The sequence below is a fragment of the Streptomyces sp. NPDC058221 genome, assembly GCF_042882365.1.
Taxonomy (GTDB): Bacteria; Actinomycetota; Actinomycetes; order Streptomycetales; family Streptomycetaceae; genus Streptomyces.
The window spans coordinates 25355-39600 of record NZ_JBHVWF010000069.1 but is presented as its reverse complement, the minus strand read 5'-3'; the positions used below and the strand labels follow the sequence as shown (position 1 = coordinate 39600).

Annotated in this window: 13 protein-coding genes and 1 riboswitch; of the genes, 11 read left to right on the top strand and 2 right to left on the bottom strand. The window is 68.7% G+C overall.

What is annotated here, in order from left to right:
• The first annotated feature begins 181 nt into the window (after positions 1–181).
• The 10 genes from ACFVW8_RS22045 (at position 182) to ACFVW8_RS22000 (ending at position 10213) form a co-directional block, all read left to right on the top strand.
• Complete coding sequence (locus tag ACFVW8_RS22045; RefSeq protein WP_389692516.1) at positions 182–790, top strand: CDP-alcohol phosphatidyltransferase family protein; 609 nt, start codon at positions 182–184, stop codon at positions 788–790.
• 113 nt (positions 791–903) lie between these two features.
• Entirely contained in the window at positions 904–3399 is a 2496-nt protein-coding gene (locus tag ACFVW8_RS22040; RefSeq protein ID WP_389692514.1) for a sugar phosphate nucleotidyltransferase, read from the top strand.
• Positions 3400–3551: 152 nt separating this feature from the next.
• On the top strand, positions 3552–4475 hold the full coding sequence (locus ACFVW8_RS22035; protein ID WP_389692512.1) for a DUF881 domain-containing protein: 924 nt from the start codon (positions 3552–3554) through the stop codon (positions 4473–4475).
• The gene (locus ACFVW8_RS22030) at positions 4472–4804 is read left to right on the top strand and encodes a small basic family protein (protein WP_003970459.1); all 333 of its coding nucleotides are present in this window, start codon (positions 4472–4474) and stop codon (positions 4802–4804) included. The genes ACFVW8_RS22035 and ACFVW8_RS22030 overlap by 4 nt, the downstream gene beginning before the upstream one ends.
• Before the next feature lie 5 nt (positions 4805–4809).
• The gene (locus tag ACFVW8_RS22025; RefSeq protein WP_389692510.1) at positions 4810–5595 is read left to right on the top strand and encodes a DUF881 domain-containing protein; all 786 of its coding nucleotides are present in this window, start codon (positions 4810–4812) and stop codon (positions 5593–5595) included.
• A 190-nt stretch (positions 5596–5785) separates the two neighbouring features.
• Positions 5786–6565, top strand: a complete 780-nt coding sequence (locus tag ACFVW8_RS22020) for an FHA domain-containing protein (protein ID WP_389692508.1) — start codon at positions 5786–5788, stop codon at positions 6563–6565.
• 39 nt (positions 6566–6604) lie between these two features.
• Positions 6605–7348 (top strand): MerR family transcriptional regulator, encoded by a 744-nt coding sequence (locus ACFVW8_RS22015; protein WP_389692506.1) that lies wholly within the window; start codon positions 6605–6607, stop codon positions 7346–7348.
• 53 nt (positions 7349–7401) lie between these two features.
• Positions 7402–7875: a bifunctional nuclease family protein gene (locus ACFVW8_RS22010; protein WP_006123076.1), complete on the top strand. Its 474-nt coding sequence runs from the start codon at positions 7402–7404 to the stop codon at positions 7873–7875.
• Between the two features lie 167 nt (positions 7876–8042).
• Positions 8043–8660, top strand: a complete 618-nt coding sequence (locus ACFVW8_RS22005; protein WP_389692504.1) for a MerR family transcriptional regulator — start codon at positions 8043–8045, stop codon at positions 8658–8660.
• A gap of 92 nt (positions 8661–8752) precedes the next feature.
• Positions 8753–10213, top strand: coding sequence for a DNA polymerase IV (locus ACFVW8_RS22000; protein WP_389692502.1), 1461 nt, complete (start codon positions 8753–8755; stop codon positions 10211–10213).
• Here the strand turns inward: ACFVW8_RS22000 and ACFVW8_RS21995 are convergent.
• Entirely contained in the window at positions 10138–10506 is a 369-nt protein-coding gene (locus tag ACFVW8_RS21995; protein ID WP_389692500.1) for a PRC-barrel domain-containing protein, read from the bottom strand. The genes ACFVW8_RS22000 and ACFVW8_RS21995 overlap by 76 nt on opposite strands.
• A gap of 113 nt (positions 10507–10619) precedes the next feature.
• Positions 10620–10716, top strand: a riboswitch (glycine riboswitch).
• A gap of 194 nt (positions 10717–10910) precedes the next feature.
• Here ACFVW8_RS21995 and gcvP point away from each other — a divergent pair.
• Complete coding sequence (gene gcvP, locus ACFVW8_RS21990) at positions 10911–13796, top strand: aminomethyl-transferring glycine dehydrogenase (RefSeq protein ID WP_389692498.1); 2886 nt, start codon at positions 10911–10913, stop codon at positions 13794–13796.
• Positions 13797–13896: 100 nt separating this feature from the next.
• Here gcvP and ACFVW8_RS21985 read toward each other — a convergent pair whose 3' ends face one another.
• The gene (locus tag ACFVW8_RS21985) at positions 13897–14103 is read right to left on the bottom strand and encodes a DUF5999 family protein (protein WP_389692496.1); all 207 of its coding nucleotides are present in this window, start codon (positions 14101–14103) and stop codon (positions 13897–13899) included.
• Between the last annotated feature and the right edge of the window lie 143 nt (positions 14104–14246).

Here is a 14246-nt window from a genome sequence, read left to right as displayed (position 1 = left end):
AGGGGGGACCCTGTGGGAGAGTAGGACGCCGCCGAACAATTATTGTGGAAACCCCCGTGCCTTTGGCACGGGGGTTTTCTGCGTTCCGGGCCCGTCCTCCGTACCCCTGTGTTCCTGCCGGCCGCTGCTGAGGGTAAGGTCAGGGGGCATCATTGGCACGTTCTTCACAGGAGGCCCCCGGGTGGAGGTCCAGGAGACTCGCGTTCAGACGGACCGGGTACTCACCATCCCCAACATCCTCAGCATGGCTCGCCTCGTCGGCGTACCTGTCTTCCTGTGGCTGATTCTCCGCCCCGAGTTCGGCGGGCCCAAGAGCGACGGCTGGGCGTTGCTGGTACTGATGTTCAGCGGTGTCAGTGACTACCTCGATGGAAAGCTCGCGCGCCGTTGGAACCAGATCAGCAGCCTCGGGCGGCTACTGGACCCGGCTGCCGACCGGCTTTACATTCTTTCGACCCTGGTCGGACTGACCTGGCGGGAGATCCTTCCGCTCTGGCTCACCGCGGCTCTTCTCGCCCGTGAGCTGATGCTGCTCGTCATGGTGGGGATCCTCCGCCGTCACGGCTATCCGCCGCCCCAGGTGAACTTCCTGGGCAAGGCGGCTACGTTCAATCTGATGTACGCATTTCCCTTGTTGCTGCTCAGCGACGGAGGTGGTTGGCTGGCAACGCTGGCCACCATTTTCGGATGGGCGTTCGCAGGATGGGGTACAACGCTCTACTGGTGGGCAGGGATCCTCTATGTGGTTCAGGTCCGCCGGCTTGTCAAGGCGGATGCAGTAGCCGATTGAGCCTGTTGATGCGGTGCCGCGCAGTGTGGCCGGCCCGCGGCTGATGACACAGATCCTGCCCTGACGGGTGAAGTCGGCTAGACCGTCGTCTCTTCGAGGAGGACGTTTCCGACATGAAGGCCGTCGTGATGGCTGGTGGTGAAGGCACTCGCCTTCGCCCCATGACCTCAAGCATGCCCAAGCCGCTCCTGCCCGTAGCCAATCGGCCGATCATGGAGCATGTGCTTCGGCTGCTCAAGAGGCACGGGCTCAATGAGACGGTCGTGACCGTCCAGTTCCTCGCGTCCCTGGTGAAGAACTACTTCGGGGACGGCGAAGAGCTTGGAATGGAGCTCACCTATGCCAACGAGGAGAAACCGCTCGGTACCGCAGGCAGCGTGAAGAATGCCGAAGAGGCATTGAAGGACGACACGTTCCTCGTTATTTCCGGTGACGCGCTGACGGACTTCGACCTCACCGACCTCATCGCCTTCCACAAGGAAAAGGGTGGTCTGGTCACTGTCTGTCTCACACGGGTACCGAATCCCCTGGAATTCGGCATCACGATTGTGGACGAGGCGGGTCAGGTCGAGCGGTTCCTGGAGAAGCCAACCTGGGGACAGGTCTTCTCGGACACTGTGAACACGGGCATTTACGTGATGGAGCCCGAGGTCTTCAACTACGTCGAGGCCGATGTCTCCGTGGACTGGTCCGGAGACGTGTTTCCGCAGCTCATGAAGGAAGGCAAGCCCATCTACGGCTATGTCGCAGAGGGCTACTGGGAGGACGTGGGCACGCACGAGAGCTACGTCAAGGCTCAGGCCGACGTTCTTGAGCGCAAGGTCGACGTGGAGATCGACGGGTTCGAGATCTCCCCCGGTGTATGGGTGGCCGAAGGCGCGGAGGTGCATCCCGACGCGGTACTCCGGGGCCCCTTGTACATCGGCGACTACGCCAAGGTCGAGGCCGGGGTCGAGATCCGTGAACACACGGTCATCGGGTCGAACGTCGTCGTGAAGAGCGGGGCATTCCTGCACAAGTCCGTGGTGCACGACAACGTGTACATCGGCGATCACAGCAATTTGCGTGGCTGTGTGATCGGCAAGAACACCGACATCATGCGTGCGGCCCGCATCGAGGACGGCGCCGTCATCGGCGACGAATGCCTCGTCGGCGAGGAATCGATCATTCAGGGCAACGTCCGCGTCTACCCCTTCAAGACCATTGAAGCCGGCGCCTTCGTCAACACCTCGGTGATCTGGGAGTCGCGAGGCCAGGCCCACCTCTTCGGGGCGCGCGGCGTATCCGGGATCCTGAACGTCGAGATCACGCCGGAGCTGGCTGTCAGGCTGGCCGGCGCGTACGCGACAACGCTGAAGAAGGGGTCCACGGTCACCACCGCACGTGACCACTCCCGAGGCGCCCGAGCGCTGAAGCGTGCGGTGATCTCGGCCCTGCAGGCCAGCGCCATCGATGTCCGTGACCTCGAGAACGTACCGCTGCCCGTGGCGCGCCAGCAGACCGCACGCGGCAGCGCCGGCGGGATCATGATCCGGACGTCCCCGGGCGTCCCCGACTCCGTCGACATCATGTTCTTCGACGAGCGCGGCGCGGACCTCTCCCAGGCGCAGCAGCGAAAGCTCGACCGCGTCTACGCCCGGCAGGAATACCGTCGTGCCTTCCCCGGGGAGATCGGGGACCTGTACTTCCCGTCCAGCGTCTTCGACTCGTACACCGGATCCCTGCTGCGGAACGTGGACACGGCGGGGATCGCCGATGCGGGGCTCAAGGTCGTCGTCGACGCCTCCAACGGCAGCGCGGGGCTTGTTCTGCCCAGTCTGCTGGGACGGCTCGGTGTGGACGCGCTGACCATCAACCCCGGCCTCGACGAGTCGCGTCCGACCGAGTCCGCAGAGACCCGGCGGTCCGGGCTGGTGCGGCTCGGGGAGATCGTGTCCTCCGCGAGGGCTGCCTTCGGGATCCGGTTCGACCCGGTCGGCGAGCGGCTCTCCCTGGTCGATGAGCGGGGCCGGATCATCGAGGACGACCGGGCGCTGCTGGTCATGCTCGACCTCGTCGCCGCCGAGCGGCGCAGCGGCCGGGTGGCGCTGCCCGTGACCACCACCCGCGTCGCCGAGCAGGTGGCCGCGTACCACGGCACCCAGGTCGAGTGGACGACCACGTCGCCCGACGACCTGACCCGGGTGGGCCGCGAGGAAGGCACCATCTTCGGTGGAGACGGGCGGGGTGGCTTCATCGTTCCGGAGTTCAGCAGCGTCTTCGACGGTTCGGCCGCGTTCGTGCGGCTGATCGGGCTGGTGGCCCGGACACAGCTCACCCTGAGCCAGATCGACGCACGTATTCCGCGTGCCCATGTGCTGCGCCGCGATCTGGCGACCCCGTGGGCGGTGAAGGGGCTGGTGATGCGCCGTGTCGTCGAGGCCGCAGGAGACCGTGATGTCGACACGACGGACGGCGTGCGGGTCGTCGAGGCGGACGGACGCTGGGTGATGGTGCTGCCGGACCGTGCGGAAGCGGTCACCCATCTGTGGGCGGAGGGGCCGGACGACGTGTCGGCGCAGGCTCTCCTGGACGAGTGGTCGGCGATCGTCGACAGCGCAGGTCACTGACGGGCCCGGCCACTGCGGCGGCGTAGTGACGCGCCGCAGTGGCCGGGCGGTCCGTGCTTCCCACGGTGCACCGGAGATTGCCGGTACGCGGCTCCCGGCACACCGGTGGGGCCATTCGGCGGTATCAGCTGCGACGTGCGACGATGTGCGGCATGTCGCAGCAGACCCCCGACCGGAGTACGGAGGCGCCACCCGCGCGCCCCGACGCGTCCATGTCGCTGCTGACCAATGTGATGGACCACAGCCTGGACGACGGGTACGCCGAGGCATCGGCTCGTCGCAAGGCCGACGGCCGTGCCGGCATGCCCCGCACCCTCAAGGCGAAGCTGGGCTTCGCCGCCTGCCTGGTGCTGGCCGCGCTCGTGGTCACGCTCGGTGCCGCACAGGCGCGGGTGTCGGCACCGGTGCTCGCCAAGGAACGCCAGGAGCTGATCGACCGCATCGACGCGGAGACCGCCGCGGCCGACACTCTTGAGGCGCAGGTGGAGAAGGTTCGCGACGACGTCGGAAGGCGTCAGCGCAAGGCTCTGGAGAAGCACGGCGGGGACCAGACACAGCTGGTGGCCCTGCTCTCCGGGGCGACGGCCGTGCACGGGCCCGGCGTGAAGCTGGTCGTCGACGACGCAAAGGACACCGACCAGGGCGGCGGCGGACCGCGTGAGACAAGCGGCTTCTCCGACACCGGCCGGGTCCGGGACCGGGACATGCAACGGGTCGTCAACGGCCTCTGGCAGTCCGGTGCGGAAGCCATCGCCATCAATGGGCAGCGCTTGACCGCCCTGTCGGCGATCCGCGCCGCGGGCGACGCCATACTGGTCGACAACAAGCCGCTGGTGCCGCCGTACTCGGTGCTCGCGGTGGGGGACGGGAAGAAGCTGAGTGCCGCCTTCCAGAACAGCGCCGACGGCCAGTATCTGCAGGCGCTGAAGGACACCTTCGACATCAGGACCAGCATCTCGGTCCAGGAGAGGGTGAATCTCCCGGCTGCCCCGAGCCTGATCGTACGGACAGCAGAGCCTTATCAGGCCGCAGACACCGGCAGTGGTGCGGCAGACACAGGGAAGGGCACATCGTGATCGCCGTACTGGGCCTCGTCGTGGGAGTCGTGGTCGGACTGTTGGTCCGGCCCGAAGTGCCGGCGGTGGTCGAGCCCTACCTCCCGATCGCCGTCGTGGCCGCCCTCGACGCGGTCTTCGGAGGCCTGCGGGCCATGCTCGACGGAATCTTCGTCGACAAGGTCTTCGTGGTCTCGTTCCTCTCGAACGTGGTCGTGGCCGCCCTGATCGTCTTCCTGGGCGACAAGCTGGGCGTCGGTGCCCAGCTCTCCACCGGTGTGGTGGTCGTTCTCGGTATCCGGATCTTCTCCAACGCCGCCGCGATCCGCCGGCACGTCTTCCGGGCCTGACGGCGATGAACGACGACGACATCAACGGCGGTGTCACCGGTGACCGGGAAGAGCCGAAGCCCGCGGACGAGCTCACCGGACGCCAGCGGCTGATCGCCGGGATCTGGCCGCCGCGGATCACCCGGGCCCAACTCATCGTCGCGGTCCTGCTGTTCGTGCTCGGCCTGGGACTTGCCATTCAGGTGCGGTCCAACAGCGACAACAGCGCACTGCGCGGCGCGCGACAGGAGGACCTGGTCCGCATCCTCGACGAGGTGGACGACCGTTCGCAGCGGCTGGAGGACGAGAAGCAGCGCCTGGAGGACCAGCGCACGGAGCTGGAGAACAGCTCCGACCAGGCTGAGGAGGCCCGCAAGCAGACGGTCGAGAAGGAGCGTCAACTCGGCATCCTCGCGGGTACCGTGGCGGCGCACGGCCCCGGGATCACCCTCACGATCAATGATCCGGGGGACGCGGTGGAGGCGGACAAGCTGCTGGACGCCCTTCAGGAGCTCCGGGCGGCCGGCGCCGAGGCGATCGAGGTCAACGGCGTTCGGGTGGTGGCGAATACGTACTTCTCCGGCGACGGCGGTGCCATCAAGGTCGACGGGCGCAAGATCTCCGCTCCGTACGTCTTCAAGGTCATCGGCAAGCCGCAGGACCTTGAACCGGCGCTGAACATCCCCGGCGGTGTGGTGCAGACGCTGGAGAAGGAGCAGGCCACCGTGCATGTGTCGCAGGCCGACGACATTGTCGTGGACGCCTTGCGACCGGCGGAGCGGCCTGACTACGCTCGGTCGTCGGCCCAGTGAAGCCGGGACGCGTGGGCGTCGGGGGACACGGGCAGAAGGTTGCGGGGGGTCGCCGCATCGTAATCGTGGTGCGTGGTGGAAACTGTCGAGTGGATACGGACGTTGTGAAGATGTCCGGGTCGGCAGGTGTGTTCATTCAGGGTTCGTCCTGCCCCACGGGCGGGTCTGTTTCGGTCAAGGGGAATCGCCCGTGAAGTTGTTTGGGAAGTTGTTCGGCAAGAGCGCACGCGATGAGGCTGCCCGTCATCGTGCACCGCGCCATGGTCAGGGCGACGAGCAGGGCTCCGATCGCCCGCTCTTCCGCGACCAGGTGGCAGGTTCAGGGGGTGACAATTCGGGCGCGTCGTCTGTTGACCCTGCCGGTCCCGGCCGCATAGGTTTCGGAGAACCGTCAACCTCAAGTACGGGTGGAGGGTTCACCCCGGGGCAGGAGGGTTCGTCCATGCCGGTCTGTACGAGGTGCGGCCACCGCAATGCCGAAGCCAGTCGTTTCTGCTCCAACTGCGGCGCGCCGCTGAGGGGCGGGGTCCCCGAGCGTGCCTCGGAGACGACGTCGACCATCTCCATCTCCGGCCTCGAGGCCTACGAGGCGGAGGCGACCGGCCAGACGTCCGTGCCGTCACTCTCGCCCGAGGCGCAGGCCGCGGTGGACGCACTGCCGCTCGGCTCGGCCCTTCTGGTGGTGCGGCGCGGTCCGAATTCGGGCAGCCGCTTCCTCCTGGACGGTGAGCTGACCACGGCCGGCCGTCACCCGCAGAGCGACATCTTCCTCGACGACGTGACGGTGTCGCGCCGGCACGTGGAGTTCCGCCGGGGGTCCGACGGCAGCTTCACGGTCGGGGACGTGGGCAGCCTCAACGGCACGTACGTCAATCGTGAGCGCATCGACTCCGTCGCGCTGTCCAACGGCGACGAAGTGCAGATCGGCAAGTACCGGCTGGTCTTCTACGCAAGCCAGCGGGCCATCTGACCCGCCCCCACTCGGTCGGGGGGACCCCCAGGAAGGTCCATGCTGAGAACACCGACGGGCGGTGCCGGAAACGGCACCGCCACCGCCGACGACCGCCCGATGAGCATCGGCACGGTGCTCCTGCAGCTGCGGGGCGAGTTTCCCGAGGTCACCATCTCCAAGATCCGTTTCCTGGAGGCGGAGGGTCTTGTCGAACCGCAGCGGACGCCCTCCGGCTACCGCAAGTTCCGCCTCGCCGACGTCGAGCGGCTCGCCCAGGTGCTGCGGATGCAGCGGGACCACTACCTGCCGCTCAAGGTCATCCGTGAGCACCTGGACGCCCTCGCCCGGGGCGAGCAGGCGTCCCTGCCGTCCCCGGACGGCGAGCGTGGCCTCACCGACGGTGGCCTTCCCGGCGCGCCGGGAAGGGCGACGGCGGCTCGTATCGGCCGCGCCGAGCTCCTCGCCGCCGCAGAGGTCACCGAGAGTGACCTCGACGCGTGGGAGTCCTACGGCCTGGTTGTGCCGACGGCCGACGGCGGATACGACGCGGAGACGGTCACCGTCGCCAGGCTTGTGGCGGATCTGGGCCGGTTCGGACTGGAGCCACGGCATCTGCGCGCCGTGCGAGCAGCCGCGGACCGCGAGGCCGGACTGATCGAACAGGTGGTCGCGCCCCTGCGCCGGCACCGGAATCCGCAGACCAGGGCCCGTGCCGAGGCCACTGCGAAGGAGCTCGCGGAGCTCTCTGTGCGGCTGCACTCGGCCCTCGTACAGACCGCGCTCCAGATCCGGCTCCACTGATCCCGGTGGAGCCCGACTACCCAAACCTGCCGAGCACGTCCTAGGGTTGCTGTGTGAACGAGCTCGACGTTGTGGGTGTCCGGGTGGAAATGCCCTCCAACCAACCGATCGTGCTCCTGCGTGAAGTGGGAGGCGACCGGTACCTCCCCATTTGGATCGGTCCTGGTGAGGCGACCGCGATCGCCTTCGCTCAGCAGGGCATGGCTCCGGCCAGGCCGCTGACCCATGACCTCTTCAAGGATGTGCTCGAGGCCGTCGGCCAGGAGCTCACCGAGGTCCGGATCACGGACCTTCGTGAAGGGGTCTTCTACGCGGAGCTGGTCTTTGCGAGCGGAGTCGAGGTGAGCGCGCGGCCGTCCGACGCCATAGCGCTCGCCCTGCGCACCGGAACGCCGATCTACGGCAGTGACGGTGTGCTCGACGACGCGGGTATCGCGATCCCCGACGAGCAGGAGGACGAGGTGGAGAAGTTCCGCGAATTCCTCGATCAGATCTCCCCGGAGGACTTCGGCACGAACAGTCAGTGACGTCCCAAGGGGCTGCCGTCAGCGCATTCGACAAGCCTTTCCCGGTCAAGGGTCACGGGAAACCACCCTCAGGGTGATTATCACTCGGCGTGCCGAGTGTGGCGATCGTTGACGCACCCCGGGTGACTGCCTACCTTCGAGTGGGCAGGTCAAGGACGGAGGTCGGCGTGAGAAGCAGCGGCGACGGTGCGGCAGTGGATGGGCCGTATCCGCAGCAGGGGAGTACAGCCGACCACACCATCAGGCAACCGGCTGCGCCGGCTGCGGTGGCGGGGGACGGCGTGGCATCGGCCAAGGACATCGGCTATCGCGGGCCGACGGCATGCGCGGCGGCGGGGATCACCTATCGACAGCTCGACTACTGGGCCCGCACGGGCCTGGTCGAGCCGAGCGTCCGTCCGGCCTACGGATCGGGCACACAACGGCTCTACAGCTTCCGGGACGTCGTCCTGCTGAAGATCGTGAAGCGTTTCCTCGACACGGGGGTGGCGCTCCAGAACATCCGCACCACTGTCCAGCACCTGCGGGCCCGCGGATTCCAGGACCTCGAGCGCATGACGCTGATGAGCGACGGGGCGACCGTCTACGAGTGCTCCTCGCCCGCAGAGGTCGTGGATCTGCTCCAAGGAGGCCAGGGCGTCTTCGGTATCGCCGTGGGCGTGGTCTGGCGGGACGTGGACGCCGCGCTGTCGCAGCTGCACGGGGAGAGGGTGGACACGGGCGAGACGCTGATCGGGAACAATCCCGCAGATGAGCTGGCCCGTCGGCGCAACCGGGCCGGCTGACCGGCGGGAGCCCGTCCGGGCCCGGGGAAACCCGGGCCGGCGGGCGGTTGCTGCCCGGCGATTGTCAGTGCCGTAGGGCAGCATCTGTTGATGTGAGATCCGCGCCGACCATTCTGCATCTGGACATGGATGCCTTCTACGCCTCTGCGGAGCAGGCGGCGAAACCGAGTCTGCGCGGAAAGCCGGTCGTGGTGGGCGGGCTGGGGCCTCGTGGGGTCGTCGCCACCGCCTCGTACGAGGCCCGGCGTTTCGGGGTTCACTCGGCCATGCCGATGGCGCAGGCCAGACGGCTGGCGCCGAACGCCGCCTACCTCGTGCCGCGCTTCGCGCTCTACCGGACCGTGAGCGACCAGGTCATGGAGCTGCTGGGCCGGCTGTCACCGCTGGTGGAGCCGCTCAGCCTGGACGAGGCCTTCGTGGACCTGGAGGCCGGTGGCACGGCGGACGACACGGCCTCGGCGCTGGTCATCGGTGAGCAGCTGCGCGAGGCGATCGAGGCGGTCACCGGGCTCAGCGGCTCCGTGGGCCTCGCGGGCTCCAAGATGCTGGCCAAGATCGCCTCCGAGGAGGCGAAGCCCGACGGGATCCTGCTGATAGAACCGGGCACCGAGCGGGAACTGCTCGCACCCATGCCGGTACGTACGCTGCCCGGCGTCGGACCGGCCACCGCGGACCACCTGCGCCGCGCCGGGATGACCACGGTGAACGATCTGGCCGAGGCGGGCGAGGCGGAGCTCGTACGGCTGCTGGGCAAGGCGCACGGCGGCGCGCTGCACCGGATGGCGTCCGGTCAGGACGACCGGCCCGTCGTCTCCGAGCGCGACGCGAAGTCCGTCTCGGTCGAGGACACCTTCGACACGGACCTGCACGACCGTGTCCGGGTCAGGAGCGAGGTGGAGCGGCTCGCCGACCGGTGTGTCCAGCGGCTGCGGGCGGCGTCGCGCTCCGGCCGGACCGTGGTGCTGAAGGTGCGGCGGTACGACTTCTCGACGCTGACCCGGTCCGAGACGCTGCGAGGACCCACCGACGATCCCACAGTGGTCAGGGAGGCGGCGGCGCGGCTCCTGGAGTCGGTGGACACCACCGGGGGAGTGCGGCTGCTGGGCGTGGGGGTCACCGGCCTGGCCGACTTCACCCAGGAGGACCTGTTCGCGCAGGCGGCCGACGAGCGGACGGCTGCCGAGCTCGCCCTGAACGCGGAGCCGGCAGCGGACGCCGGTACGGAGGAGGAGCAGGCGCGGCACGAGGAGCCGGAACAGGAGAGCGCCGAGCAGCTCGCCGCCCGGCGCTGGCCGGCCGGGCACGACGTGCGGCACGGCGCCTACGGGCACGGCTGGGTGCAGGGCAGCGGGGTCGGCCGGGTGACGGTGCGCTTCGAGGAGCCGGAATCGGCGCCCGGCCGGGTGCGTACGTTCCGAATCGATGATCCGGAACTCCAGCCGGCCGATCCGCTCCCCCTCGTGCGGGACCCGGCCGACTACTCGTCCTGGCCGGCCAGCCTGCCGAAGTCCCGGTCCGGGCCGGTCTCCTCGGGCGGGGAGTCCAGACCGTAGTGCCGGTAGAGCTGGAGCTCCTGTTCCGGCGAGAGATGCCGGCCGACCCCGAAGTCGGGTGCGTCCTTGATCAGCGAACGGTCGAAGGGGATGCGCAGGGCGTCCCCGACGAATTCGCTGGGTTCGAGAGGGACGAAGGCGTCCCGGCTGAACAGTCCGGTGCGTACGGCCGCCCACTCCGGCACGCCGGTCGCGTCGTCGAGGTACACCTCGTCCACGGTTCCGATCTTGGTGCCCTCGCGGTCGAACGCCTTGCGGCCGATCAGGCTGCGCGGATCGATGTCGGTCTGCACGGTCCCTCCCACGGGTCGCGACTACTCCACAGGAACCACAGAAGTGCAGATCCGTGGCGTCGGCCACTCGAGAATTGGGCCAGGAACCCCGCTGGTAGGCTGGGAGCGGCTGCTTACCCCGTGCGGGAGAGTCCTCCGGATCAGTTCCGGAGGCGCCGAAGGAGCAAATCCTCCCCGGAATCTCTCAGGCCCCCGTACCGCACGGACGAGGTCACTCTGGAAAGCAGGGCGGGTTCCACACGGCCGCGTGCCGTGGCGGGTCCTTCCCTCACCGACGGTGAAAACCGGTGCGTGCAGTGGGCACCGGTGAAGCTCTCAGGTTGAGATGACAGAGGGGGAGGCCGTTCGGGCACCCCGCGCCGTGGTGCCCCTCGCAGGTCGTGACAGACCAGGAGGCCTCCACCATGACCCCCCGTCGCACTTCGCTCTCCCAGCTCGAACAGGGAATCCCGTTCGAGCAGCGTCATATCGGTCCCGACGCCGCGGCGCAGGCGAAGATGCTCGCCCAGGTCGGTTACGGCTCGCTCGACGAGCTCACCGCAGCCGCCGTCCCCGATGTCATCCGCAGCGCCGAGGCGCTCCAGCTGCCGACGGCCCGTACCGAGGCCGAGGTGCTCGCCGAACTGCGTGCGCTCGCCGACCGCAACCAGGTACTGGCTCCGATGATCGGGCTCGGCTACTACGGCACGTTCACTCCGCCGGTGATCCTGCGCAACGTGATGGAGAACCCCGCCTGGTACACGGCCTACACGCCGTACCAGCCGGAGATCTCCCAGGGCCGCCTCGAAGCCCTCCTGAACTTCCAGACGATGGTCGCCGACCTGACCGGGCTGCCCACCTCGGGCGCCTCGCTGCTCGACGAGGGCACCGCCGCCGCCGAGGCCATGGCGCTGGCGCGACGTGTCGGCAAGGTGAAGAACGGTGTCTTCCTGGTCGACGCCGATGCTCTCCCGCAGACCGTCGGCGTGATCCGTACCCGCGCCGAACCGACCGGTGTCGAGGTCGTCGTCGCCGACCTCACCGACGGCATCCCGGCCGAGCTCGCGGAGCGCGGCGTCTTCGGCGTTCTCCTGCAGTACCCGGGCGCCTCCGGAGCCGTACGCGACATCAGGCCCGTCATCGAGCAGGCCCACGGACTCGGCGCGATCGTCACCGTGGCAGCCGATCTGCTGGCCCTCACCCTGCTCACCTCGCCCGGCGAGCTGGGCGCGGACATCGCGGTGGGCACCACGCAGCGCTTCGGTGTGCCGATGGGCTTCGGCGGCCCGCACGCCGGCTTCATGGCCGTACGCGAGAAGTTCGCCCGCAGCCTGCCGGGCCGCCTCGTCGGCGTCTCCGTGGACGCGGACGGCAACAAGGCCTACCGGCTGGCCCTCCAGACCCGCGAGCAGCACATCCGCCGCGAGAAGGCCACCAGCAACATCTGCACCGCCCAGGTGCTGCTCGCCGTGATGGCCGGCATGTACGCCGTCTACCACGGCCCGGACGGGCTGCGGACGATCGCCCGCCGGACCCACCGTTACGCCGCGATCCTGGCCGAGGGCCTGCGCGCCGCCGGCGTGGACGTGGTGACCGGATCCCACTTCGACACGCTCACCGTCCGGGTCCCCGGCAAGGCGGCCCAGGTCGTCGCCGATGCCCGCGAACGGGGTGTGAACCTGCGGCTCGTCGACGCCGATCACGTCTCGCTCGCCTGCGACGAGACCACCACCCGTACCGAGATCGCGGCCGTCTGGGCGGCGTTCGGCGCCACGGGTGACATCGAGGCGCTGGACGGGACGGCCGCCGACGCGCTGCCCGAGCAGCTGCTGCGCACCGACGCCGTGCTGACCCACCCGGTCTTCCACCAGCACCGTTCCGAGACCGCGATGCTGCGCTACCTGCGCAAGCTCGCCGACCGCGACTACGCGCTGGACCGTGGCATGATCCCGCTCGGCTCCTGCACCATGAAGCTGAACGCGACCGCCGAGATGGAGTCGATCACCTGGCCCGAGTTCGGCGCGCTGCATCCCTTCGCACCGGCCGAGCAGGCGCAGGGCTTCCTGACGCTCATCCGTGAGCTGGAGGAGCGTCTTGCCGAGGTCACCGGTTACGACGCGGTGTCCATCCAGCCGAACGCCGGCTCGCAGGGCGAGTTCGCGGGGCTGCTGGCCGTCCGGGCGTACCACCGTGCCAATGGCGACGAGGGGCGGACCGTCTGTCTGATCCCTTCCTCCGCACACGGGACCAACGCGGCGAGTGCCGTGATGGCCGGTATGAAGGTCGTCGTGGTGAAGACCGCGGACGACGGCGAGGTCGACATCCAGGACCTCCGTGCCAAGATCGAGCAGCACCGCGATGAGCTCGCCGTGCTGATGATCACCTACCCGTCGACGCACGGTGTCTTCGAGGAGCACGTCGCCGACATCTGCGCCGAGGTGCACGACGCCGGCGGTCAGGTCTACGTCGACGGCGCCAACCTCAACGCGCTGGTCGGCCTGGCCAAGCCGGGTCACTTCGGCGGCGACGTCTCCCACCTGAACCTGCACAAGACCTTCTGCATCCCGCACGGCGGCGGCGGCCCGGGCGTCGGCCCGGTCGGTGTGCGCGCGCACCTGGCGCCGTACCTCCCGAACCACCCGCTGCAGCCCGCCGCCGGTCCGGAGACCGGGGTCGGCCCGATCTCGGCCGCTCCGTGGGGCTCGGCGGGCATCCTGCCGATCTCCTGGGCGTACGTACGCCTGATGGGCGGGGAAGGCCTGAAGCGTGCGACCCAGGTCGCCGTACTCGCGGCGAACTACATCGCCAAGCGGCTTGAGCCGCACTACCCGATCCTGTACAACGGCCCGGCCGGTCTGGTCGCGCACGAGTGCATCGTGGATCTGCGGCCCATCTCCAAGGCGACCGGTGTCAGCATCGACGATGTGGCCAAGCGGCTCATCGACTACGGCTTCCACTCGCCGACCATGTCGTTCCCGGTCGCGGGCACGCTCATGATCGAGCCGACCGAGAGCGAGGACCTCGCCGAGCTGGACCGTTTCTGCGACACGATGATCGCCATTCGGGCCGAGATCGAGAAGGTGGCGTCCGGCGAGTGGAGCGCGGACGACAACCCGCTGGGCAACGCGCCGCACACGGCGGCCGCGCTGGGCGGCGACTGGGCGCATGGCTACAGCCGCGAGGTGGCGGTCTTCCCGGCCGGTGTCTCGGCCGCCGACAAGTACTGGCCGCCGGTGCGCCGGATCGACGGTGCGTTCGGTGACCGCAACCTCGTCTGCTCCTGCCCGCCGCTGGACGAGTACGACAACTGACGGCAGCGGCGTCCAGTACGGGCGCCACCGTCCGACGCGGAACTGCGTCGGGGCCGGTGCGGAGATCTCTCCGGGCCGGCCCCTGTCCGTACTGCCGCGGTCAGGCGGCCTTCATCACCCGGCCTGTTCCCAGCGGCCGGTGCGGCGCGATGATCTGCCCGTCCGGGAGCAGCTCGCCGGTGTCCTCGAAGAGCAGGACGCCGTTGCACAGCAGGCTCCAGCCCTGTTCCGGATGGTGTGCCACCGGGCGGGCTGCCTCCCTGTCGGCTGAGTCGGCGTTCGGGCAGGGTGGCTGGTGCTGACACATGGCTGGGTTCTTTCGCTGCGTTGAGTTGAGTGTCCTGCGGCTTGACGAAGTGTTCATGGCCGCCCCCCGTATCGATCGGTCCGGTCCCAGTGTTGCCCCACGGGCGTCAATCCGCAGGGATTTCGCGGCAGCGCTTCTTCTCC

Excerpts from the sequence above, each read along its gene's own strand:
- ACFVW8_RS22040 (WP_389692514.1), top strand. The coding sequence starts at position 904 with ATGAAGGCCGTCGTGATGGCTGGTGGTGAAGGCACTCGCCTTCGCCCC.
- ACFVW8_RS22035 (WP_389692512.1), top strand. The coding sequence starts at position 3,552 with ATGTCGCAGCAGACCCCCGACCGGAGTACGGAGGCGCCACCCGCGCGC.
- ACFVW8_RS22025 (WP_389692510.1), top strand. The coding sequence starts at position 4,810 with ATGAACGACGACGACATCAACGGCGGTGTCACCGGTGACCGGGAAGAG.
- ACFVW8_RS22015 (WP_389692506.1), top strand. The coding sequence starts at position 6,605 with ATGCTGAGAACACCGACGGGCGGTGCCGGAAACGGCACCGCCACCGCC.
- gcvP (WP_389692498.1), top strand. The coding sequence starts at position 10,911 with ATGACCCCCCGTCGCACTTCGCTCTCCCAGCTCGAACAGGGAATCCCG.
- ACFVW8_RS21985 (WP_389692496.1), bottom strand. The coding sequence starts at position 14,103 with ATGTGTCAGCACCAGCCACCCTGCCCGAACGCCGACTCAGCCGACAGG.